Origin of the sequence: Mycobacterium sp. (assembly GCF_036490025.1) — a bacterium.
GTDB lineage: Bacteria > Actinomycetota > Actinomycetes > Mycobacteriales > Mycobacteriaceae > Mycobacterium.
Map to the genome: position 1 here is coordinate 33,815 of NZ_DASXEP010000035.1, position 21,183 is coordinate 54,997.

Genomic DNA, 21,183 nt, shown 5'->3' on the forward strand with positions numbered 1-21,183 from the left:
CCGACTACCCCGGGGTACCTTCTAGGGGTGTCCACTACGCATCGTCGGAGACCCGCGCTGATCGTGCTGGTGATCGTTGCGGCCGGTGGTTGCCTGGCCCTCGGCTGGTGGCAGTGGACGCGGTTTCAATCGGCGTCGGGCAGCTTCCAGAATCTCGGATACGCCTTGCAATGGCCGGCGTTCGCCGGATTCTGCGTCTACGCCTACCGCAAATTCGTCCGTTACGAAGACGCGCCGCCGGAGCATCAGAGTACCCGCACCGTCACCGAGGTACCGGACGGATTGCTGCCCGAGCGGCCCATACCCGGACAACAGAACCACGACGATCCAGCGCTCCGCGAGTACAACGCATATCTGGCCGATCTTGCCAAGGCGGACAACGAAAACCATCGAAAGCAGAACAGGACAACGGCATGACGACACCCGGAGCGCAGCAGGCTAAGCCCGGAGAAAACATCCGCACCCCGCTGCTCGCCTACCGCGTGATGGCGTGGACGACGGGTCTATGGCTTATCGCCTTGTGCTACGAGATCGTCTCCCACGTGGTCTTCCACCACGAAATCCGTTGGATCGAAGTCGTTCACGGGTGGGTCTACTTCATCTATGTGTTGGCGGCCTTCAATCTGGCCGTCAAAGTCCGGTGGCCGATCGGCAAGACCATCGGGGTGTTACTCGCTGGAACGATCCCACTACTCGGCATCATCGTCGAGCATTTCCAGACGAAGGCCGTCAAGGCCCAATTTGGCTTGTAAGCCAACATAATTCGCGTTGTCAGCGGGCCTGACCAGCTAGCGCGCGCAGCGCTGGCAGTAGCAGGGCAAGCGCGCGACCGCGATGCGACGCAGCGTCCTTTTCCGCCGAAGTCAGCTGCGCCGCAGTGCGATCTTGGCCGTCCGGGATGAACACCGGATCGTAGCCGAAGCCCGCGTCGCCTCGTGGCCCACGAGCGATCACGCCCGGCCACTCGCCGCGGACGACGACCACATCCGAGCCGGACACCAGCGCGCAGGCCGACACGAAGGCCGCACCGCGACGCTCGTCAGGCACCTCGCGCAGCTGCGCCAACAGCAACGCTGTGTTGCCGGCGTCGTCGCCGTGCGTGCCCGACCACCGCGCGGACAGCACACCGGGCATGCCATTGAGCGCAGCCACCTCCAGCCCCGAGTCGTCGGCGACGGTCGGAAATCCCGTCGCGGCGAACCCGTCGCGAGCCTTGGCCAGAGCGTTATCTTCAAACGTCGCGCCGGTTTCCGGTCTCTCGTCGAACGGCGGTACGTCGTCGAGTGACACCAGCGTCAGCCCCGAGAGCGAGGCTGCGTCCAACACCCGCCGCAACTCGGCCAGCTTCTTGGCGTTGCGGCTGGCGACGAGCAGACGGGTCACCAGGTCAGCGTAATCCAGGGCTGCGCAGGGCAAGCCACTCGGCAGCCGGCACACAAAATGGGGCAAATGCCCCATGCTTTCTGCGCCCGCCGGAGCGCAGAATTCGCTCAAGGGGGCCGTTCGCGGTCGCCAAGAACAAGGGGCATCTCGACATGAAGACCAACCGCACCCCGACACGCATCATCGCCGGCGTGCTGCTGACCGGCGGCCTCACGGCAGGTGGGCTGGGGCACGCAGGTATCGCTCAGGCGCACAAACCCCACAACTGGTGCCCAGGGCAACCCATGAACTATCCGACGGGGCCCAACGTTGGCTACGACTGGGACATGAACATCTGCCACACCTGGTTCCGGGTGCGCAATGGGAAAGGCAATGTGCCGTACAACGGCAAGCTTCCCAGCGACGTCTGGGACGGAGAGGTCCCACCGCCCGACTCCGAACCGCCGTGCGGCACAGACATGTTCACCGGCATCCCCGGCAACTGTTAGGGGTAGACCGCCGCCGCAAGTCGGGTCAGCTTCCGAACGCCTTCTGCGGCGCAGGACCTTCCGGCAGCACACCCGGATAGGGCAACGCCAATGCCTCGCTCTGCGCGACGAACAACTTCTCGCAGGCCCCCTGCGCGACGTCGAGCAGTTTGTCCAGTGTCGACCGCGGGAAGGTGGCACCTTCGCCGGTGCCTTGGACCTCGACCAGCGTCCCGGTGTCGGTGGCCACGACGTTCATGTCGACCTCGGCGCGGGAGTCTTCCTCGTAGGGAAGGTCGACCCGTACCCGGCCGTCCACGACGCCGACGCTGATCGCAGCGATCGCGCACGACAGCGGCCGCGGATCGGAGAGCTTGCCGGCCGCAGACAAGTAGGTCACCGCATCGGCCAGCGCGACGTACGCGCCGGTGATGGCCGCGGTGCGAGTACCACCATCGGCTTGCAGCACATCACAGTCGACGGCAATCGTGTTCTCTCCCAAGGCCGCTAGGTCGATGCAGGCCCGCAACGATCTGCCAACCAACCGACTAATCTCCTGGGTGCGTCCGGACGGACGGCCCTTCACCGATTCCCGGTCGCTGCGGGTGTGGGTGGCGGACGGCAGCATCGCGTATTCGGCGGTGAGCCAGCCCAGCCCTGATCCCTTGCGCCAGCGCGGCACGCCCTCGGTGACGCTCGCCGTGCACAGGACTTTGGTCTGACCGAATTCGATGACCACCGAACCGGCCGGGTGGGAGGTGAATCCGCGGGTGATGACAACCGGTCGAAGCTCGTCGTCGAGGCGGCCGTCTTCTCGTTTTGACACGCGCCAACCATAGCCCGGCGACGATGCACGCCGGAACGGCGTGATGAGGAAACGGGCCATCAGCCCTAGCGTGCAGTCAGCCGCTCAAGAGCGCCCGACGTTGAATGTCTCGCCGCACACCACGGCATGCACCGGGCCGTCGAATTCGGCTTTGGCCTCGCTGATCACGTCCTCACGCGAGGTCCATGGCGGGATGTGGGTCAGCAACAACTCCCGCACCCCGGCCGCGGTCGCGATCCGGCCGGCCTCGGTGCCGGACAGGTGCAAGTTGGGCGGACGGTCGGGCGAGTGCGTCCAGGATGCCTCGCACAGGAACACGTCGGCGTCCCGGGCCAAGTCGATGATCGTGTCGCAGTAGCCGGTGTCACCGCTGTAGACAAATGACGCTCCGGCCGGATTGGTGATCCGCATGCCATAGGACTCGGTCGGGTGGCATACCACCCGGGGCACGACGCTGATCGCGCCCAACGCCACGGCCTCGCCGTCGACCCAGTGGTGAACATCGAAAATGTCGGAGCAGTCGTCGATCTCGCCGCCGTACGGCGACGACGCCGCGCCGAGCCGCGACCACGTGTCGCTGGGCCCGTACATCAACGCTTTTCCTGCGGGCGGCGTCGGGTGGTAGCGGCGCCAGACGAATAGCCCGGGCAAGTCGAGACAGTGATCGGCGTGCAGGTGCGAGAGCAGCACGTGGACCGAACCCGGGTCGGCGTGCCGCTGCAGGGCGCCAAGCACGCCTCCACCGAAGTCGATGACCAACGGTGGGGTGTCCGGTGCCCTCAGCAGGTAACCCGATGCCGGCGAATCCGGGCCGACGACGCTCCCGGAGCAGCCCAGCACGGTAATTCGCACGGTCACTACTGTGCCATGCCCGGCGTCAAGTTGTTGAAAACATCCCGGCTTTCCTCCATGAGAAAGCTCAGCCGGGCGCAGCGATGTGACGGTGGACCGACTCGACGCCGGTGATGGCCGGCCCCAAGAACCGTGACGCAAGTGCGAGGAACGCATCGGGGTCACCGGTCGCTTCGAACGCGCGCAGCGGAGAAGCGACTTCGGGCCGATTCGGGTGGGGATGCAGTAAATCAAGCTCGGTCAGCACACGAAGAAGCTCCTTCGCGGTCTCCTCCGCACTGGAGACCAGCGTGACCCCGTCGCCCATTGCCAATTGGATCAGCCCGGACAGCAGCGGGTAGTGGGTGCAGCCCAGCACCAGGGTGTCGACGTCGGCGCGCTGCAACGGCTCGAGGTATCCCTCGGCCAGCCCGAGCACCTGGCGACCGCTGGTGATACCGCGCTCGACGAAGTCGACGAACCGCGGGCAGGCCACCGCGGTGACTTCGGCGTCGCGGGCGGCGGCGAAGGCGTCCTGGTAGGCGCCGGAGGCGACGGTGGCCTGCGTGCCGATCACGCCGATCCGCCCGCTTCGGGTGGTGGCAACCGCCCGGCGTACCGCAGGCAAAATCACTTCGACGACCGGCACGCCGTAGCGTTCGCGCGCATCGTGCAGGCATGCCGATGACGCCGAGTTGCAGGCAATCACCAGCGCCTTGATGCCCCGGTCGACAAGGTCGTCGCCAATGGCCAGGGCATGCGCGCGGATTTCGGGAATTGTGAGCGGACCGTAGGGACCGTTACCGGTATCGCCGACGTAGATGATGTCCTCGTCGGGCAGTTGGTCGATGATCGCGCGGGCCACCGTCAACCCTCCGACGCCGGAGTCGAACACCCCGATGGGCGCCAGTGCGTTACTCATGTCGGCTCGATTATTCTCCGGACCGCTGCGGCGCTCGACCGCGACGCTCGCGAGCTTCACGTTCGGGCCTGGACAACAGGTATGCGGCGAGCACCCCGGCGATTCCGCCGCACAGATGCCCCTGCCAGGAAACTCCTCCACAGACGTTGAGCACTGGCACCGCCCCCCACAGAATTCCGCCATACATGACCAGCACCACCAGCCCGATGACGATCTGCCAGCCCGATCGGGTGAAGAACCCGAAGATCAGCAGAAAGGTCAGCCAGCCGAAGATCAGGCCCGAGGCGCCGATGTGGTCGGTCTGGCCGCAGGGCGAGCCCATGTTGCCGATCAGCCAGGTGCCCAAGCCACCGACGATCCACACGATCGCGGTTGCCCAGAGAAATCGTGAGAGCCCGGCCAAGGTGACCAGAAAGCCCAGCACCAGCGCCGGCCCGGTGTTGGCGGCCAGGTGCGCCCAGTTCGCATGCAACAGCGGGGCGAAGAGAATTCCCCACAGGCCGTCGGTCTCCAGCGGGCGGATGCCGTTGTCATCCAGTCGGTGCCCGTTGAGCTGATCGAACGCCTCGACGATGTACAGCAAGACCACGAAGCTGATGATGGTGGCCCCGCCAACGATGCTCGCGGATCGCTTCTTCGCCGGTGGCACTGCTGGATGCGTGTGGCTGCTCATGCCGGTGCCTGCCCTTCCGTCAGCCGGAATGCTCCCGGCAACAGTCCACGATAGGTCGGGATGTCGGCCACCGGGTCGGCGGCGATCACCGCCCCGACGACAGCGCGGGCCAGGCAGTCGGCCGCTGCCACGCCCACGGCGCTGGCCAGCGCGGTCTCTGGCGAAAACGCGGCAGGCACGTCGGCCGGCGGGGCCACCTCGATGGCACCGGTGGCCAGCGCGAACACGGTGTCGCCGTCCACCGGTGTGTGTGCGGGCCGGATGGCGCGGGCGAGCCCGTCGTGAGCAGTGCTCGCGATCTGCCGGCAGGCCGCCGGGCTCAGTGCGGCGTCGGTCGCGATGACCGCGATCGTCGTGTTCAGCGAGCTCAGCGGGGACTCGAGCTCCGCCAGCGCAGCGACTTGATCACTGGGCGGCGCCGTCAGGCCGAGCTCGTCGACCAGGTAGCTCAGCCAGGGCAAGCCGGTGCTCTGGTCGACAACGTTGCCGGCGGAGTTCACCGCGACCAGGGCTCCTACCGTCACCCCGGACGGCAGCGTCGTCGACGCGCTCCCGATGCCGCCTTTGAGCACTCCCGCGCACGCCCCCACCCCGGCACCGACCGTGCCGACGGGGACATCGGTTCCAGCCGTCTGGCAGGCGTCATACCCGAATTCGGCGGTCGGCCGGTTGCTCCAGGCGCCGACGTCGAGGTCGAAGATCACTGCTCCCGGCACGATTGGCACGACCCCGCCGGTCATCGCCACGCCGCGGTCCTGCTCCTCGAGCCAGCGCATCACCCCGTCGGCGGCCGCCAGCCCGAAGGCGCTGCCGCCGGCGATCAGTACCGCGTCGACATAGCGCACGCTGTTGGCCGGGTCCAGCAGATCGGTTTCCCGGGTGCCGGGCGCACCGCCGCGGACATCGACGGCGCCGACGGTGCCGGGCGGCGTCAAGACGACGGTGACGCCGCGGGCCCAGCCGGTGCCCATCGTCGCGTCGGGGTCGAGTCGATGGTGGTGGCCGACCAGGATGCCCGCGACGCCGGTAATCGCGTTCATAGCCTTCACCGGGACCCCATCAGCGCCAACACCAGGTACTCCTGCAGCACGGTCAGCCACTGATAGACGTCGAGATGCGGAGCCAGCGGATGGTCATCGGGCAGCCGGTCGGGGCCGCCCGCGCCGATGTCGAGCATGGTTCCCAGCGCCAGGCGTAGGTCGTTGACGGCGGCGATCCAGGCATTCGCGGCGTCCTCGGTCAGCTCGAGTTTGCCGCCGCGGTCCGGCAGAGTGTCCAATAGTTCTTGTGCTGCAACACGTTTGGCTTCGATGATCGATGGCTCGTGCAAGCTGCGCAGGGCGGCGTTCAGGCTGCCGGCAGCTTCGTCATCCGAGGGCGCCGCGTCGTCCGGCTTGGAGAAGTCGGGCAGCAGCCGCTGCAGCGTCGCATTGTCCGGCGGCTCGGCGTTACCGGTTTTCATGCCGGTGATCTGCTCGAGTTCGTCGTGCGGCGACGACGATTCACGTTCGTCGAGCAGTCCGATCATCGAGGCGACCAGATTCTTCAGTAGCGCAGCCTCGTGCGCATCAAACGCGGACCGGAAACGGGCACCGTCGGCGGTCTCAACCCGCTTCCACTTACGCACCTGGGAACCCGGAAACCCTCGATCTCAGCGATCCTGCTGCATGGTGGCCCACAGCCCGGCCGCATGCAGCTTCGTTACGTCGACCTCCATGGATTCCCGGCTGCCCGCCGACACCACGGCCTTACCTTCGTTGTGGACCTGCAGCATCAGCTTGGTGGCGTGCGGCTCGCTGTAGCCGAACAGCTTCTGGAAGACGTATGCCACGTAGTTCATCAGATTGACCGGATCGTCCCAGACGATAGTCACCCAGGGGGAGGCCGACGCTTCGAGCGAGTCGGCTTCCCGTTGCCCGGTGGTTCCCGGTTTTGTCGGGGCTGAGGCAACCATGGCTTCCAGGATACCGAGTTGCCACATCGCAACCGATACCGTTGCGATGTGAACGACTCAGTTTACGCCGGGCTGCTGACAGACAGATACGAGTTGACCATGCTGTCGGCGGCGCTGCGCGACGGTACCGCGGACCGCCGATGCACCTTCGAGCTGTTCGCTCGCCGGCTGCCCAACGGACGTCGCTACGGTGTGGTGGCCGGAACAGGCCGGTTTCTGGAAGCCTTACCCGAATTTTGCTTCGACGACGTGGCGTGCGAATCGCTGGCGGAATTCCTCGATCCGGACACGCTGTCCTACCTGCGCGACTTCCGGTTCCGCGGTGACGTCGACGGCTATGCCGAGGGCGAGCTGTATTTCCCTGGCTCCCCGGTACTTTCCGTGCGCGGCAGCTTCGCTGAATGCGTGGCGCTCGAGACGCTGGCGCTCTCGATTTTCAACCATGACACCGCCGTCGCGTCGGCGGCGGCGCGAATGGTCAGCGCTGCCGAGGGACGGCCGCTGATCGAGATGGGCTCGCGCCGCACCCACGAGCGCGCAGCCGTCGCCGCGGCCCGCGCCGCCTACCTCGCGGGCTTCGCCGCGACATCCAACCTGGAGGCGCACCGCCGCTACGGCGTGCCGACCGAAGGCACCAGCGCGCACGCCTTCACGCTGCTCTACGACGGACTCGACGGGCCCGACGAGCCGGGCGCATTCGCGGCACAAGTCGCTGCGCTGGGCGCAGCCACCACGCTTCTGGTCGACACCTACGACGTGACGACCGGCGTGGCCAACGCGGTGGCGACCGCCGGCACCGGGCTGGGCGCGGTGCGCATCGACTCCGGCGACTTGGGCGTGCTGGCCCGCCAGGTCCGCGAGCAGCTCGACCGGCTGGGGGCCGCCCGGACCCGCATCGTGGTGTCCGGCGATCTCGATGAGTTCGCCATCGCGGGTTTGCGTGCCGAACCGGTGGACCTCTACGGGATCGGCACCTCGCTGGTCACCGGATCCGGTGCGCCCACCGCGAACATGGTCTACAAGCTGGTCGAGGTCGACGGCGTACCGGTCGAGAAGCGCAGCGTCCGCAAGGAATCCCACGGCGGCGGCAAAGAGGCGCTGCGGCTGTCGCGTACGAGCGGCACCATCACCGAGGAGATCGTGCACCCCGCGGGCCATCCACCAGAGGGCGCCGGGCCGTCGCGGGTGTTGACGGTTCCGCTGGCGCGCAACGGCGAATCGGTCATAGGTACCGATCTGGGCGTGGCGCGCGACCTGGTGGCATCGGGCTTGCGAAGCTTGCCGTGGGAGGGTCTGATGTTGTCGCACGGCGATCCGGCGATTCCCACGACGCAAATCCCGGCCCGACGCCCGCCGGCCGACCAGCAGGAGTAGCCACGACCGACGACGTGCCACCGCCCGTCCCACAGCTGCTGGCCACTGCGGTGGCAGCGCTGGGCGGCAGTGAACGCAGCGGTCAGCTGGACATGGCGACCGCGGTCGCGCACGCCTTTGAAACCGGCGAGCATCTGGCGGTGCAGGCGGGCACCGGCACCGGAAAGTCGTTGGCGTACTTGGTTCCTGCGATCAGCCGCGCGGTGTCCGACGACGCGCCGGTCGTGGTGTCGACCGCGACGATTGCCCTGCAACGCCAACTGGTCAATCGTGATCTGCCCCAGCTGGTCGACGCCCTCACCGATGCGCTACCCCGCGAGCCGCGCTTCGCGTTGCTGAAGGGCCGGCAGAACTACTTGTGCCTCAACAAAATTCACAGCGGCGCCGCGGCCGACTCCGGCGACGAGTTGCAGGACGAACTCTTCGTGCCGCAGGCGGCCTCCGCGTTGGGCCGCGACGTGCAGCGGCTCACGGCCTGGGCGTCGACGACGGAGTCCGGTGACCGTGACGACCTCAAGCCGGGCGTCGCCGACAAGTCGTGGTCGCAGGTCAGCGTGTCCGCGCGGGAATGCCTCGGCATGTCCCGCTGCCCGTTCGGCACCGAATGCTTCGCCGAACGCGCGAGAGGAGCCGCCGCCCGGGCCGACGTTGTCGTCACCAACCATGCCCTGCTGGCCATCAACGCCGTCGCCGACTCGGCCGTGCTGCCCGAACATCGGCTGCTGGTGGTCGACGAAGCGCATGACCTGGTGGACCGGGTCACCGCAGTGGCCACCGGCGAGCTCACGGCGAGCACGCTCGGGGTCGCCTCGCGGCGAATTGCCAGGCTCCTCGAACCGGAGTTCATGCAGCGGTGGGAACGGACCTCGGCCAACTTCACCGCGGCCATCCAGGACGCGTCCGGCGGGCGCATCGACTACCTCGACGACGAGCTCGCCACGCACCTCGCCGCGCTGCGCGACGCGGCCGCCGCAGCGCGGTCGACCATCGACACGTCACCCACCGACGCCAAAGCGGCATCGGCCCGCGCCGAGGCCGTCGCCAGCCTGGCCGAGATCGCCGACACCGCAACGCGCATCCTGGCGTCGTTCGCGCCGGCGATCCCCGACCGGACCGACGTGGTCTGGCTGGACCACGAGGACAACCGCGGCGCGACGCGAACCGTGCTGCGGGTAGCGCCGCTGTCGGTGTCCGGACTGCTGCGCACCCGGTTGTTCGCCGAGTCGACGGCGGTGTTGACCTCGGCGACGTTGACCGTCGGCGGCTCGTTCGATGCGATGGCCAAAGCGTGGGGGCTCGCTGATACCGAAATGCCATGGCGTGGACTGGACGTCGGATCGCCGTTCCAACACGACAAGGCCGGCATCCTCTACATCGCGGCCCAGCTACCGCCGCCCGGCCGCGACGGCACCGGCTCGGCCGAGCAGCTGGCCGAGATCGCCGAGCTCGTCACCGCGGCGGGCGGGCGAACGCTCGGGCTGTTCTCGTCGATGCGTGCGGCACGCGCGGCCGCCGAGGCGATGTCCGAGCGGCTGTCGACGCCGGTGTTGTGTCAGGGCGACGACACCACCGCCACGCTGGTCGAGCAGTTCGCCGCCGACCCATCGACGTCGCTGTTCGGCACCTTGTCGCTGTGGCAGGGCGTCGACGTGCCCGGCCCGTCGCTGTCGTTGGTCATCATCGACCGGATCCCGTTCCCGCGGCCCGACGATCCGCTGCTGTCCGCCCGGCAGCGGGCGGTGGCCGCCGCCGGGGGTAACGGTTTCATGGCCATCGCGGCCAGCCACGCCGCGCTGCTGCTGGCCCAGGGCGCCGGGCGGCTGCTGCGCGGCATCGACGACCGAGGGGTTGTCGCGGTGCTCGACTCCAGGATGGCCACCGCCCGCTACGGCGGCTACCTGCGGGCCTCGCTGCCGCCGTTCTGGCCGACCACCGATGCCGCCGCGGTACGCGCCGCGCTGGCCAGGCTGACTAACCCGGCAACCTAGCCACTCAACGAGTGGCGATGGGATCCTCGAACAGGTCATAGGCGCCGGTCGCCTTCCACTGCTCGGCCGCCTTGTGCGTGGTCCCCCGCCACCGGACGTGGGCAGCCACCTCGGCGGCGGGGCGCGCCCCGTCGGTGAGGTGTCCGGTGGGAATGTCGTCGTCCGTCAGCGGGGCCCACAGATAGGGATGCAGGAAACGAATCCCGAACAACATCAGATTGTGCGTGCCCGGCAGCGCTGCCGACGGCGCGACCATGGCGGTTGCACCGGTTGCCAGCACCGCCGCGGCGAGAGCCTGGGTCGGTCGGTAGTCATCCCCGACGAGCTCGTCAACCGTGATGCCATGTGCCGCGCAATCATCGAAGTCGATCCGGGTCACCTCGTCGACGTCGACGACCGCTGTCCACAGATTCAACAGGACGTCGTCGGGATCTCCGCCGGGTCCCACGTTGTGGCGCAGCATTTCGGCCGCTGGGCCAAGGGGGTGAAGGCTCAAGTACTGCACGATGTCTTGCCCGGGCCGGTTGAAGCGTCCTTCCGCGGGACTGGATAGCGCCCGCCAGGGCGTGTCGTATGCGGCGTGCCGAAATACTATGAATCTCATGCCATTTGGGCACGAGCCGCGGTCGCGGCTCTGATGACCTGCGGGTACGCCAGCGGATCATCGAGCAATTCGATCGGAGGCATGCCGAGAACCGGATGCGGACGGGTGAACCAGGCGACCACACCAGGGCCGGTGAACGCGTGGCGCAGCTGGTTGACGAGCTGCCCGACGATGCGGATCCGTGCGGCATCGTTGCCGGCCGGGTCGGCTCCCTCATCGGCTAGCCAGCGTTGGAGTTGGCGGACCGACACTCCGAGCAGCTCGGCCACCGTCTTTTGCGGGGCGGCCAGTGTCTCGACGGTGCGCGCAAGGACGTCGCGAACCGGCGACTCCTCGCCGTAGGGCTGGTTTTCGACAATGTCGCGCAGCACCTGCCGGAATTGTTCGAACGCCACCCGCACGTCGTGACGCCTCGCCTTGTCGTTGTCGGTATGCAGTCCCTTTTGCGCGTGCAGCGCTGCTAGCGACAAGGTTTCCGCCTGCTGCGGGTCTGCCCCGGACCGCGAGAGGGCCGCAGCACCCAGCGCCGCGGCGAAGTCGTCGAGCACCTCGACCACCCGGTCGGGTACCGTCGCGGATCGCTGCAACAGCGCGGTCACTTCATTGGCCTCGCGCAGGAGGTCCGACAAGCCAACAGCAGCTGTCGTACTCATGTCGTGATCATACGACGAATCTACGCCAGGCGCTTGCGAGCTAGCGGCAGCCTCACGCAAGCCCGGCTCAGGCCGATTGCCCGCCTCCTCCTCGGGCCGATGCCCGCATCGTCGGCGGCCCTAAGCCAGCGTGACCAAACCCAGCTCGGCCGCCGACGCCAGCATCGGATTATGCGGCAGCACCCGCACCGTATAGCCGACTGAGCCGGCGACCGGCAGCGGCGTCGTCGTGGCGAAGACGTGGTCGCCCCCGGCGGCGGTGCCGGTGTAAGGCATCTCGACGGTCACCGGGTCCATCAGCGCGTCATTGGTGTCCACCCGGCCGACCATGGCCTGGACGGTGACCTCGTCGGGCCGCAGCCCGACCAACTGGACCGTCGCGGTCAGGGTCAGCTTGGAGCCGAGTACGGGAGCGTCCGGCAGCCCGGTGCTGTCGACGTCGGTGATCCGGATCTGCGGCCAGCCCTCGAACGCGCGTCGACGGTAGGCGGCGAGCTCGCGGGCCGGATCGAAAGCGGCCTGGCCGTCGCCGTCGACGGCGACCGTCCTGCGCAGCGACTCCGCCGCCGGCAGGTAGTAGCCCTCGGTGTAGTCGCGAACCATCCTCGAGGCCAACACTTTCGGACCGAGCGTCTGCAGGGTGTGTCGTACCATCTCGATCCACCGACGCGGCACGCCCTGCTCGTCGCGCTCATAAAACTTCGGTGCCACCGACTTTTGCAACAGCTCGTAGAGTGCGGCCGCCTCCAGGTCGTCGCGACGCTCCTCGTCGACAACGCCGGAGGCCGACGGTATCGCCCAGCCGTTCTCGCCGTCGTACCACTCGTCCCACCACCCGTCGCGGATGGACAAGTTCAGCCCGCCGTTGAGCGCGCTCTTCATCCCCGATGTGCCGCACGCCTCCAACGGCCGCAGCGGATTGTTCAGCCAGACGTCGCATCCCCAATACAGCAGCCGGGCCATCGACATGTCGTAGTCGGGCAGGAACGCGATGCGGTGGCGCACCTCGGGCCGGTCGGAGAACTGTACGACCTGCTGGATCAGCGCCTTACCGCCGTCGTCGGCTGGGTGGGATTTGCCGGCGACGATCAGCTGGATCGGCCTTTCCTCGTCGAGCAGCAGCTGCTCCAACCGGTCCGGGTCGCGCAGCATCAGCGTCAGTCGCTTGTAGGTGGGCACCCGGCGGGCGAAGCCGATGGTCAGCACGTTCGGATCGAACGCCGTCGAGATCCAGCCCAGCTCGGCCTCCGATACGCCGCGGACCAGCCAGGAGCGGTGCAGCCGCGCACGGACATCCTCGACCAGCAGCGCCCGCAGTTGCGATCGAATCCACCACAGATGGCCCGCGTCGACCTGGTTCACCCGCAGCCAGACGCCGGGGTCACTGAACGAGTCCGATCCAAGCAGCTCGCGGCCCAACTCCAACCATTGCGGGGCCGCCCAGGTGCGCGCATGCACGCCGTTGGTGATCGACCCGATCGGCACCTCGTTCGGGTCGAAACCGGGCCACAGCTCGTTGAACATCGCCCGGCTCACCTCGCCGTGCAGCAACGAAACGCCGTTGGCGCGCTGCGCAAGCCGCAGACCCATGTGGGCCATGTTGAACTTCTCCGGATCGTCCTCGGCGCCCAGCGCCAAGATCCTGGCCACCGGCACGCCGGGAAGCAGCACCGACCCGGCCGCAACGCCCGCGCCGTCTGCCGTGCTGCCGGCGAAATACCGCTGCACCATCTCCACCGGGAACCTGTCGATTCCGGCAGGCACCGGGGTGTGCGTGGTGAACACCGTGCTGGAGCGCACCACGGTCAGCGCGGTATCGAAATCCAAACCGGCGTCGACCAGTTCGCGGATCCGCTCGGGGCCGAGGAATCCGGCGTGGCCCTCGTTCATGTGGAACACCTCGGGCGCCGGCAGCCCCTCGATCGCGGTGAACGCGCGGATCGCCCGTACGCCGCCGATCCCGGCGAGGATCTCCTGTTGCATGCGGTGCTCCTGGTCGCCGCCGTACAGGCGGTCGGTGACCCCGCGCATGTCGTGCTCGTTCTCCGGGATGTCGGAGTCCAGCAGGAGCAGCGGCACCCGACCGACTTGGGCGACCCAGATACGCGCCCGCAGAAGACCGGATTCCGGCAGCGCCAGCTCGACCAGAGCCGGCGCACCTGCGCTGTCGGTGAGCAGTCGCAACGGCAAACCTTGCGGATCCAGCGCAGGGTAGTTCTCGTGTTGCCAGCCGTCGGCGGTCAGTGATTGCCGAAAGTAGCCCGAGCGGTAGTAGAGCCCCACCGCAATCAGCGGCAGTCCGAGATCCGACGCGGACTTCAGATGGTCGCCGGCCAGGATGCCCAAACCGCCGGAATAGTTCGGCAGCACCTCGGCGACGCCGAACTCCATCGAGAAGTACGCGATGCAGTTGGGCATCGGGGTTCCGTTGTTGTGTTGCTGCTGGTACCACAGCGGACGCCTCAGATAATCGTTGAGTTCGGCCGCCAACCCATCCAGCCGGTCCAGGAAGCTGCCGTCGATCGCCAGCTCGTCGAGCCGCGCCGGGCTCACCGCGCCCAGCAGGGCAACGGGATCCCGACCGGATTGGCTCCACAGCGTCGGATCGATCGCCTCGAAGAGTTCCTGCGTGGGTTTGTCCCACGACCATCGCAGGTTGATCGACAGCTGTTCGAGCGCCGCCAGGCGTTCCGGGAGATGGGCACGAACCGTGAACCTACGGAGGGCTTTCACGCGTCACTACCTTACTGACGTCGGGGGAGGTTTCGCTTCCCAACAACGCGCGCAACCCGACCTCAGGTGTGGCTCGACACTACGGTGGGTATTGGGCGCACAGCAGTTTGAAGATGGCGAGCAGTTCAGCGGCGCCCAGAACGGCAACCGACTAACGAAGGGACACTCGGTGCCCGGTCGTGTCGAAATCGATGACGTCGCGCCTGTCGTGTCGTGCGGCGCCTATCCGGCAAAAGCCGTCGTCGACGAGGTGATCCCGGTCCGTGCGTCGGTATGGCGCGAAGGACATGACGCGGTGGCGGCGACGCTGGTGGTGCGCTACTTGGGATTGCGCTACCCGCAGGTCGGTGAAACCCGGCGACTCAAGGCGGTGCAGGCCCCTGCCGTGGCCGAACCCACCACCGACCCGGTCGTCCGGGTCAAGCCGTTGCACGTTGCGATGACCGAGGGCGAGGAACCCTACGTCTTTCACGGGACGTTCACACCGGACGCAGCCGGGCTGTGGACGTTCCGGGTGGACGGCTGGGGCAATCCGATTCGCACCTGGCGGCACGCCGTCGAAGCCAAGCTGGACGCGGGTCAGGGCGAAAGCGAACTGTCCAACGACCTACTGGTCGGCGCGCAGCTGTTGGAGCGCGCCGCGACCGGGGTGCCACGTGGCCGGCGCGGGCCGCTGCTGGCGGCCGCGGCTGCGCTACGAGCTCCCGGCGATCCGGTTTCTCGTGCCGCCCCGGCGCTGACCGCCGACGTCGACGAGCTGCTGACGCACTATCCGCTGCGCGAGCTGGTGACCCGCGGCGAGCAGTACGGCGTGTGGGTGGACCGGCCACTGGCCCGCTTCGGGTCGTGGTACGAGATGTTCCCCCGCTCGACTGGCGGCTGGGACGCCGACGGCAACCCGGTGCACGGCACGTTCGCCACGGCGGCGGCGGCACTGCCGAGGATCGCGCAGATGGGTTTCGACGTCGTGTATCTGCCGCCGATCCACCCGATCGGCAAGGTTCATCGCAAGGGCCGCAACAACACCGCGACGGCCGTCCCCGGTGACGTCGGTTCGCCATGGGCGATCGGCAGTGACGAGGGCGGTCACGACGCGGTGCATCCGGAGTTGGGCACCATCGCAGACTTCGACAAGTTCGTGGCAGCCGTCGAAGACCTGGGCATGGAGGTGGCCCTGGATCTGGCGCTGCAATGCGCGCCGGATCACCCGTGGGCCAAAAACCACCGCGAGTGGTTCAACGAATTGCCGGACGGCACCATCGCCTACGCCGAAAACCCGCCGAAGAAGTATCAGGACATCTACCCGATCAACTTCGACAACGACCCCGGCGGCCTCTACGACGAAGTGCTGCGGGTGGTGCGGTACTGGATGGACCACGGAGTCAAGGTCTTTCGCGTCGACAACCCGCACACCAAGCCGCCCAACTTCTGGGCCTGGTTGATCGCTCAGGCCAAGGCAGCCGATCCGGACGTGCTGTTTCTATCCGAGGCGTTCACTCCGCCGGCACGCCAGTACGGGCTCGCCAAGCTGGGATTCACCCAGTCCTACACCTACTTCACCTGGCGCACATCCAAGTGGGAGCTCACCGAGTTCGGCCGGCAGATCCCCGAGATCGCCGACTATCGGCGGCCGAATCTGTTCGTCAACACCCCGGACATCCTGCATGCCAGCCTGCAGCACAACGGGCCGGGCATGTTCGCGATACGTGCGGTGCTGGCGGCGACGATGAGCCCTACCTGGGGGGTGTATTCCGGCTACGAGCTGTTCGAGAGCCGCGCCGTGGTCGAGGGCAGCGAGGAATACCTGCACTCGGAGAAATACGAGCTGCGGCCCCGCGACTTCGCTGGCGCGCTGGCGGTCGGGCGATCACTGGAGCCATTCATCGCACGGCTGAACAACATTCGTCGACTGCATCCGGCACTTCAGCAACTGCGCAACATCACGTTCCACGCCATCGACAACGACGCGTTGCTGGCCTACAGCAAGTTCGACCCGATCACCGGCGACTGCGTGCTGGTCGTCGTGACGCTCAACGCGTTCGGGCCGGAAGACGCGACGCTGTGGTTGGACATGGCCGCATTGGGTATGGAGCACCATGAGCGGTTTTGGGTGCGAGACGAGATAACCGGCGAGGAATACCAGTGGGGAGCGGCCAACTACGCGCGCATCGATCCTGGTCACGCCGTCGCTCACATCATCAACATGCCGCTCATACCGTCCGAATCACGAATCAGCCTGCTGCGCCGGAGGTGACGCCGCGATGAAGTCCACTGACCAACTCGCCAGGACCCACCTGGCGCCCGAGCCCAGTGACCTGGCCCGGCTGGTAGCCGGCGAGCACCACAACCCGCACGGCATCCTCGGCGCCCACGAATACGGCGACCACACCGTCATCCGCGCCTTCCGACCGCACGCCACCAACGTGGTCGCACTCGTCGGCGGAGACCGGTTCCCGTTGCAGCACATCGACTCCGGATTGTTCGCGGTGGCACTGCCGTTCGCCAACCTCATCGACTACCGCCTCGAAGTGATCTACGACGACGCCGGCCCACAGACAGGCGCCGACGCCTATCGCTTCCTGCCGACATTGGGCGAAGTCGACCTACATCTGTTCAACGAGGGACGCCATGAGCGGCTGTGGGAAGTCCTTGGCGCCCATCCACGTTCGTTCACCACCGCCGACGGTGTGGTCGAAGGTGTGTCCTTCGCCGTGTGGGCGCCGAACGCCAAGGGCGTCAGCCTGATCGCGGAATTCAACGGCTGGAACGGTAATGATGCCCCGTTACGGGCGCTCGGCTCGTCGGGTGTGTGGGAATTGTTCTGGCCCGGCTTTCCCCGCGACGGGTTGTACAAATTCCGGGTGCACGGCGCCGACGGCTCGATCACCGACCGTGCTGACCCGATGGCGTTCGCCACCGAGGTACCTCCACACACCGCCTCACGGGTGAACGTGAGCGACTACCGCTGGGCTGACGGCGCCTGGATGACGGCGCGCGCCAAGCGCAACGCGGTGTTCGAGCCGATGAGCACCTACGAAGTCCACCTGGGCTCGTGGCGACCGGGCCTGTCGTATCGCGACCTTGCTCGTGAGCTGACGGATTACGTTCTGGCGCATGGGTTTACCCACATCGAACTGCTGCCCGTCGCCGAGCATCCGTTCGCCGGGTCATGGGGATACCAGGTCACGTCGTACTACGCGCCGACGTCCCGATTCGGCACGCCCGATGAATTCCGCGCGCTCGTCGACGCGCTGCACGCCGCCGGGATCGGCGTCATCGTGGACTGGGTGCCCGCCCACTTCCCCAAGGACGCATGGGCTCTCGGCCGCTTCGACGGCACACCGCTCTACGAGCACTCCGACCCCGGCCGCGGCGAGCAACTCGATTGGGGCACTTACGTCTTCGATTTCGGCCGGGCCGAGGTGCGCAATTTCCTGGTAGCCAATGCGCTGTACTGGCTCGAGGAATACCATATCGACGGCCTGCGGGTCGACGCCGTCGCGTCGATGCTCTACCTCGACTACTCACGCCCGGAAGGCGGGTGGACGCCGAATATCTACGGCGGCCGCGAGAACCTGGAAGCCGTCCAATTCCTGCAGGAGATGAACGCCACGGCCCACAAAGCGGCGCCTGGGATCGTGACCATCGCCGAAGAGTCGACGTCGTGGCCGGGCGTCACCAGGCCGACGACCGTTGGCGGCCTGGGCTTCTCGATGAAATGGAACATGGGCTGGATGCACGACACGCTGGACTACGTGGGTCGCGATCCGGTGTATCGCAGTTATCACCACCACGCGATCACCTTCTCGATGCTGTACGCGTTCAGCGAAAACTTCGTCCTGCCGATCAGCCACGATGAGGTCGTGCATGGCAAGGGCACGCTGTGGGGACGGATGCCGGGCAACGACCACGTGAAGGCCGCCGGTTTGCGCGGCCTGCTGGCCTACCAATGGTCGCACCCGGGCAAGCAGCTGCTGTTCATGGGGCAGGAATTCGGGCAACGCGCCGAATGGTCCGAGGAACACGGCCTCGATTGGTTCCAACTCGACGAGAACAGCTTCTCCACCGGGATCTCACGTTTAGTGCAAGACCTCAACACGATCTACCGAAACTCCTCCGCGCTGTGGAGCCAAGACATCAAGCCGGAGGGCTATTCCTGGATTGATGCCAACGACTCCGCCAACAACGTGCTGAGTTTTCTGCGTTACGGCAGCGACGGCTCGGTGATGGCTTGCGTGTTCAACTTCGCCGGCTCCGAGCACAGCGGCTACCGTCTCGGCCTGCCCAGCGTCGGGCGGTGGCGCGAGGTGCTCAACACCGACGCAATCGATTACAAAGGCAGTGGTATCGGCAACCTGGGCGGCGTCGACGCGACCGGTGAGCCGTGGCACGGGCGCCCGGCGTCGGCGGTGCTGGCATTGCCGCCGATGTCGGCGTTGTGGCTGGAGCCCGAATAGTCGGTCAGTACAGCGCGTTGGCGAGGTTGCGCCGGGCCGCAATGACTTTCGGGTCGGCGGGATCGAACAGCTCGAACAGCTCGATCAGCCGGGTGCGCACCGACGTCCGCTCGTCATCGGCCGTCCGTCGCACCAACGCGACCAAACGGTTGAAGGCGCCTTCGACATCCTGGCTGAGGATCTGGACGTCGGCCGCGGCGAAGGCCGCCTCGATGTCATCGGGCGCGGCGTCGGCGACGGCGACCGCATCCGGCCCGTGCGCGGTCGCCCGCACCAGAAATGCGATTTGGCGCACCGCGCCGTTGGCTTCGGCATGGTTCGGGTCGGCGTCCAGGATCGCCTGATAGGAGTCCGCGGCGGAGGCCAAGTCGTTGTCCTCGAGCTGCCGGCGCGCCTGTGCGAGGGCCGGATCGACTTCCTCTGGCTCGTCGGATTCTGTCGCATCGCCGAGCTTTCCGTCGGTAGCCGACAGCAGCGAGTCAATCCAGCGGCGTAGCTGCTCGGGCGGCTGCATGCCCTGGAAGCTGGAAAGTGGTTGTCCGCCAGCCAATGCCACGACGGTCGGGACCACTTCGACGCCGAAGATCTGGGCTACCCGGGGCGCCACGTCGACGTTGACACTCGCGAGTGACCATCTGTCGTTGTCGGCGGCGGCCAGGCCGGACAAGGTTTCGGCCAGCTGCAGGCAGACATCGCTGCGCGGCGACCACAGCAGCACGACGACCGGCACCTGGTTGGAGCGCAGCAGCACCTCTTGTTCGAAGTTGGCCTCGTTGACCTCGACGCCGGCGGCTGCCGCCGACCCGTCGCCATGGGTCTCGCCAGCGGCAGGCGGGCTTTGTTTGAGGGTGGACAGATCGACTGCGCCGTTCAACGCGGGCCCGATCGGAGGTCGAGGACGGCTCACGTGATCAAGTCTGGCACGCAGCCGTCGATCGCGTTTCATCCGGTTCAGCCGGTCTTATGACCAACGTCACATTCACCGTCGACGCACCATGGCGACTACGACGCCAGCAAACGTCCCGAGGCCGCAGCAGATTCATCGGCGACTGGGCGTACTGGCCGGTAACTAGCCAGCGCGCAGAATCAGCGCGTCGCCCTGACCGCCGGCTCCACACAGCGCAGCAACGCCGTACCCGGATCCGCGGCGCGCCAACTCGAGAGCAACGTGCAGGGTGATCCGGGCACCGGACATGCCGATCGGATGCCCGATCGCGATCGCGCCGCCGTTGACGTTGACGATCTCGGGATCGATGCCGAGTTCCTGGGTCGACGCCAGCGCCACCGCGGAAAATGCCTCGTTGATCTCCACCACGTCGAGCTGGTCGACGGAGATACCTTCGCGGCCCAGCGCCTTTTTGATCGCGTTGGCCGGCTGTGACTGCAGCGTCGAGTCCGGGCCGGCGACCACGCCGTGCGCGCCGATCTCGACCAGCCAGGTCAACCCCAGCTCGGTGGCCTTGTCCTTGTTCATCACGACAACCGCTGCCGCGCCGTCGGAGATCTGCGATGCCGAACCGGCGGTGATAGTGCCGTCCTTGCGGAACGCCGGCTTGAGACCGGCCAGCGATTCGGCGGTGGTGTTGGCCCGGATCCCCTCGTCCTCGGCGAACTGCAGCGGATCGCCCTTGCGCTGCGGGATGCTGACCGGCACGACCTCGTCGGCGAAGACGCCGTCCTTCCACGCTGCAGCAGCCTTCTGGTGCGAGCGCGCCGCGAACTCGTCCTGCTCGAGGCGGGTGAACTTGTCGAGGTCGTTGCGCTGCTCGGTGAGCGCACCCATCGGCTGATCGGTGAACACGTCGTGCAGGCCGTCGTAGGCCATGTGGTCGCGCACGGTGACGTCGCCGTACTTGTAGCCGGCCCGGCTGTCGACGAGCAGGTGCGGAGCCTTGGTCATGGACTCCTGGCCGCCGGCCACCACCACGTCGAACTCGCCGGCCCGAATGAGCTGGTCAGCCAGGGCGATGGCGTCGATGCCGGACAGACACATCTTGTTGATGGTCAGCGACGGCACATCCCAACCGATGCCGGCCGCGACGGCGGATTGCCGGGCCGGCATCTGGCCGGCCCCCGCGGTCAGCACTTGGCCCATGATCACGTACTCGACCAGCGCGGCGGGCACGTTGGCCTTGTCCAGCGCTGCCCGGATCGCGACGGCACCCAGATCGCTGGCACTGAAGTCCTTCAGCGAGCCCATCAGCTTGCCGACCGGCGTTCGTGCTCCAGCAACGATCACCGATGTCGTCATGACTACCTCCACAGCGGGGTTCAACAGCCGACCGAGAAGATCGGGAGAAGCGGATTCTTTCCCGTCA

20 protein-coding genes are annotated in these 21,183 nt (G+C 67.1%); 7 read left to right on the forward strand and 13 right to left on the reverse strand.

Translation table 11 applies throughout. From position 1 onward, the window contains the following. Positions 1 to 27: 27 nt before the first annotated feature. Together VGG53_RS04460 and VGG53_RS04465 are read left to right on the forward strand one after the other, a co-directional pair. Positions 28 to 417, forward strand: coding sequence for a hypothetical protein (locus VGG53_RS04460; protein ID WP_331516783.1), 390 nt, complete (start codon positions 28 to 30; stop codon positions 415 to 417). Then, entirely contained in the window at positions 414 to 752 is a 339-nt protein-coding gene (locus VGG53_RS04465) for a DUF3817 domain-containing protein (protein WP_331516784.1), read from the forward strand. Before VGG53_RS04460 ends, VGG53_RS04465 begins: the two co-directional genes overlap by 4 nt. A 19-nt stretch (positions 753 to 771) precedes the next feature. Here VGG53_RS04465 and rdgB read toward each other — a convergent pair whose 3' ends face one another. After that, positions 772 to 1,386, reverse strand: a complete 615-nt coding sequence (rdgB, locus tag VGG53_RS04470; RefSeq protein WP_331516811.1) for an RdgB/HAM1 family non-canonical purine NTP pyrophosphatase — start codon at positions 1,384 to 1,386, stop codon at positions 772 to 774. Between the two features lie 149 nt (positions 1,387 to 1,535). On the opposite strand from rdgB, the gene VGG53_RS04475 reads away from it, so the two are divergent. Continuing rightward, positions 1,536 to 1,871 (forward strand): hypothetical protein, encoded by a 336-nt coding sequence (locus tag VGG53_RS04475; protein ID WP_331516785.1) that lies wholly within the window; start codon positions 1,536 to 1,538, stop codon positions 1,869 to 1,871. A gap of 25 nt (positions 1,872 to 1,896) precedes the next feature. On the opposite strand, the gene rph is transcribed toward VGG53_RS04475, so the two are convergent. From rph to clpS, 7 genes are all read right to left on the reverse strand, one after another. After that, entirely contained in the window at positions 1,897 to 2,676 is a 780-nt protein-coding gene (rph, locus tag VGG53_RS04480) for a ribonuclease PH (protein WP_331516786.1), read from the reverse strand. Positions 2,677 to 2,760: 84 nt separating this feature from the next. Then, positions 2,761 to 3,534 (reverse strand): cyclic nucleotide-degrading phosphodiesterase, encoded by a 774-nt coding sequence (locus VGG53_RS04485; protein ID WP_331516787.1) that lies wholly within the window; start codon positions 3,532 to 3,534, stop codon positions 2,761 to 2,763. A 61-nt stretch (positions 3,535 to 3,595) separates the two neighbouring features. Continuing rightward, positions 3,596 to 4,429 carry a glutamate racemase gene (gene murI, locus VGG53_RS04490; protein WP_331516788.1) on the reverse strand — a complete coding sequence of 278 codons (834 nt, stop codon included), beginning with the start codon at positions 4,427 to 4,429 and terminating at the stop codon, positions 3,596 to 3,598. A 10-nt stretch (positions 4,430 to 4,439) separates the two neighbouring features. Then, positions 4,440 to 5,102 carry a rhomboid family intramembrane serine protease gene (locus VGG53_RS04495; protein WP_331516789.1) on the reverse strand — a complete coding sequence of 221 codons (663 nt, stop codon included), beginning with the start codon at positions 5,100 to 5,102 and terminating at the stop codon, positions 4,440 to 4,442. Then, on the reverse strand, positions 5,099 to 6,142 hold the full coding sequence (locus tag VGG53_RS04500) for a P1 family peptidase (protein ID WP_331516790.1): 1,044 nt from the start codon (positions 6,140 to 6,142) through the stop codon (positions 5,099 to 5,101). The genes VGG53_RS04495 and VGG53_RS04500 overlap by 4 nt, the downstream gene beginning before the upstream one ends. A 5-nt stretch (positions 6,143 to 6,147) precedes the next feature. Beyond that, entirely contained in the window at positions 6,148 to 6,729 is a 582-nt protein-coding gene (locus VGG53_RS04505; RefSeq protein ID WP_331516791.1) for a DUF2017 domain-containing protein, read from the reverse strand. 24 nt (positions 6,730 to 6,753) lie between these two features. Further along, the gene (gene clpS, locus VGG53_RS04510; protein ID WP_331516792.1) at positions 6,754 to 7,056 is read right to left on the reverse strand and encodes an ATP-dependent Clp protease adapter ClpS; all 303 of its coding nucleotides are present in this window, start codon (positions 7,054 to 7,056) and stop codon (positions 6,754 to 6,756) included. Between the two features lie 48 nt (positions 7,057 to 7,104). Between clpS and VGG53_RS04515 the strand changes: the two genes are divergently transcribed. Next, positions 7,105 to 8,430 carry a nicotinate phosphoribosyltransferase gene (locus VGG53_RS04515; protein ID WP_331516793.1) on the forward strand — a complete coding sequence of 442 codons (1,326 nt, stop codon included), beginning with the start codon at positions 7,105 to 7,107 and terminating at the stop codon, positions 8,428 to 8,430. 14 nt (positions 8,431 to 8,444) lie between these two features. Next, the gene (locus tag VGG53_RS04520; RefSeq protein WP_331516794.1) at positions 8,445 to 10,418 is read left to right on the forward strand and encodes an ATP-dependent DNA helicase; all 1,974 of its coding nucleotides are present in this window, start codon (positions 8,445 to 8,447) and stop codon (positions 10,416 to 10,418) included. A gap of 4 nt (positions 10,419 to 10,422) precedes the next feature. Here the strand turns inward: VGG53_RS04520 and VGG53_RS04525 are convergent, their stop codons facing one another. The 3 genes from VGG53_RS04525 to VGG53_RS04535 form a co-directional block, all read right to left on the reverse strand. Continuing rightward, positions 10,423 to 11,022 (reverse strand): RES family NAD+ phosphorylase, encoded by a 600-nt coding sequence (locus VGG53_RS04525; protein ID WP_331516795.1) that lies wholly within the window; start codon positions 11,020 to 11,022, stop codon positions 10,423 to 10,425. Continuing rightward, complete coding sequence (locus VGG53_RS04530; RefSeq protein ID WP_331516796.1) at positions 11,019 to 11,675, reverse strand: hypothetical protein; 657 nt, start codon at positions 11,673 to 11,675, stop codon at positions 11,019 to 11,021. Before VGG53_RS04530 ends, VGG53_RS04525 begins: the two co-directional genes overlap by 4 nt. A 120-nt stretch (positions 11,676 to 11,795) precedes the next feature. Then, positions 11,796 to 14,408 (reverse strand): glycosyltransferase family 1 protein, encoded by a 2,613-nt coding sequence (locus tag VGG53_RS04535; protein ID WP_331516797.1) that lies wholly within the window; start codon positions 14,406 to 14,408, stop codon positions 11,796 to 11,798. Positions 14,409 to 14,577: 169 nt separating this feature from the next. Here VGG53_RS04535 and VGG53_RS04540 point away from each other — a divergent pair, with 169 nt between their 5' ends. Continuing rightward, a complete protein-coding gene (locus tag VGG53_RS04540; protein ID WP_331516798.1) occupies positions 14,578 to 16,662 on the forward strand; it encodes an alpha-1,4-glucan--maltose-1-phosphate maltosyltransferase in 2,085 nt (694 codons plus the stop codon). A gap of 7 nt (positions 16,663 to 16,669) precedes the next feature. Further along, positions 16,670 to 18,865 carry a 1,4-alpha-glucan branching protein GlgB gene (gene glgB / locus VGG53_RS04545; RefSeq protein WP_331516799.1) on the forward strand — a complete coding sequence of 732 codons (2,196 nt, stop codon included), beginning with the start codon at positions 16,670 to 16,672 and terminating at the stop codon, positions 18,863 to 18,865. Positions 18,866 to 18,869: 4 nt separating this feature from the next. On the opposite strand, the gene VGG53_RS04550 is transcribed toward glgB, so the two are convergent. After that, positions 18,870 to 19,772 (reverse strand): tetratricopeptide repeat protein, encoded by a 903-nt coding sequence (locus VGG53_RS04550; protein WP_331516800.1) that lies wholly within the window; start codon positions 19,770 to 19,772, stop codon positions 18,870 to 18,872. Between the two features lie 162 nt (positions 19,773 to 19,934). Beyond that, positions 19,935 to 21,116, reverse strand: a complete 1,182-nt coding sequence (locus VGG53_RS04555) for an acetyl-CoA C-acetyltransferase (protein ID WP_331516801.1) — start codon at positions 21,114 to 21,116, stop codon at positions 19,935 to 19,937. Between the last annotated feature and the right edge of the window lie 67 nt (positions 21,117 to 21,183).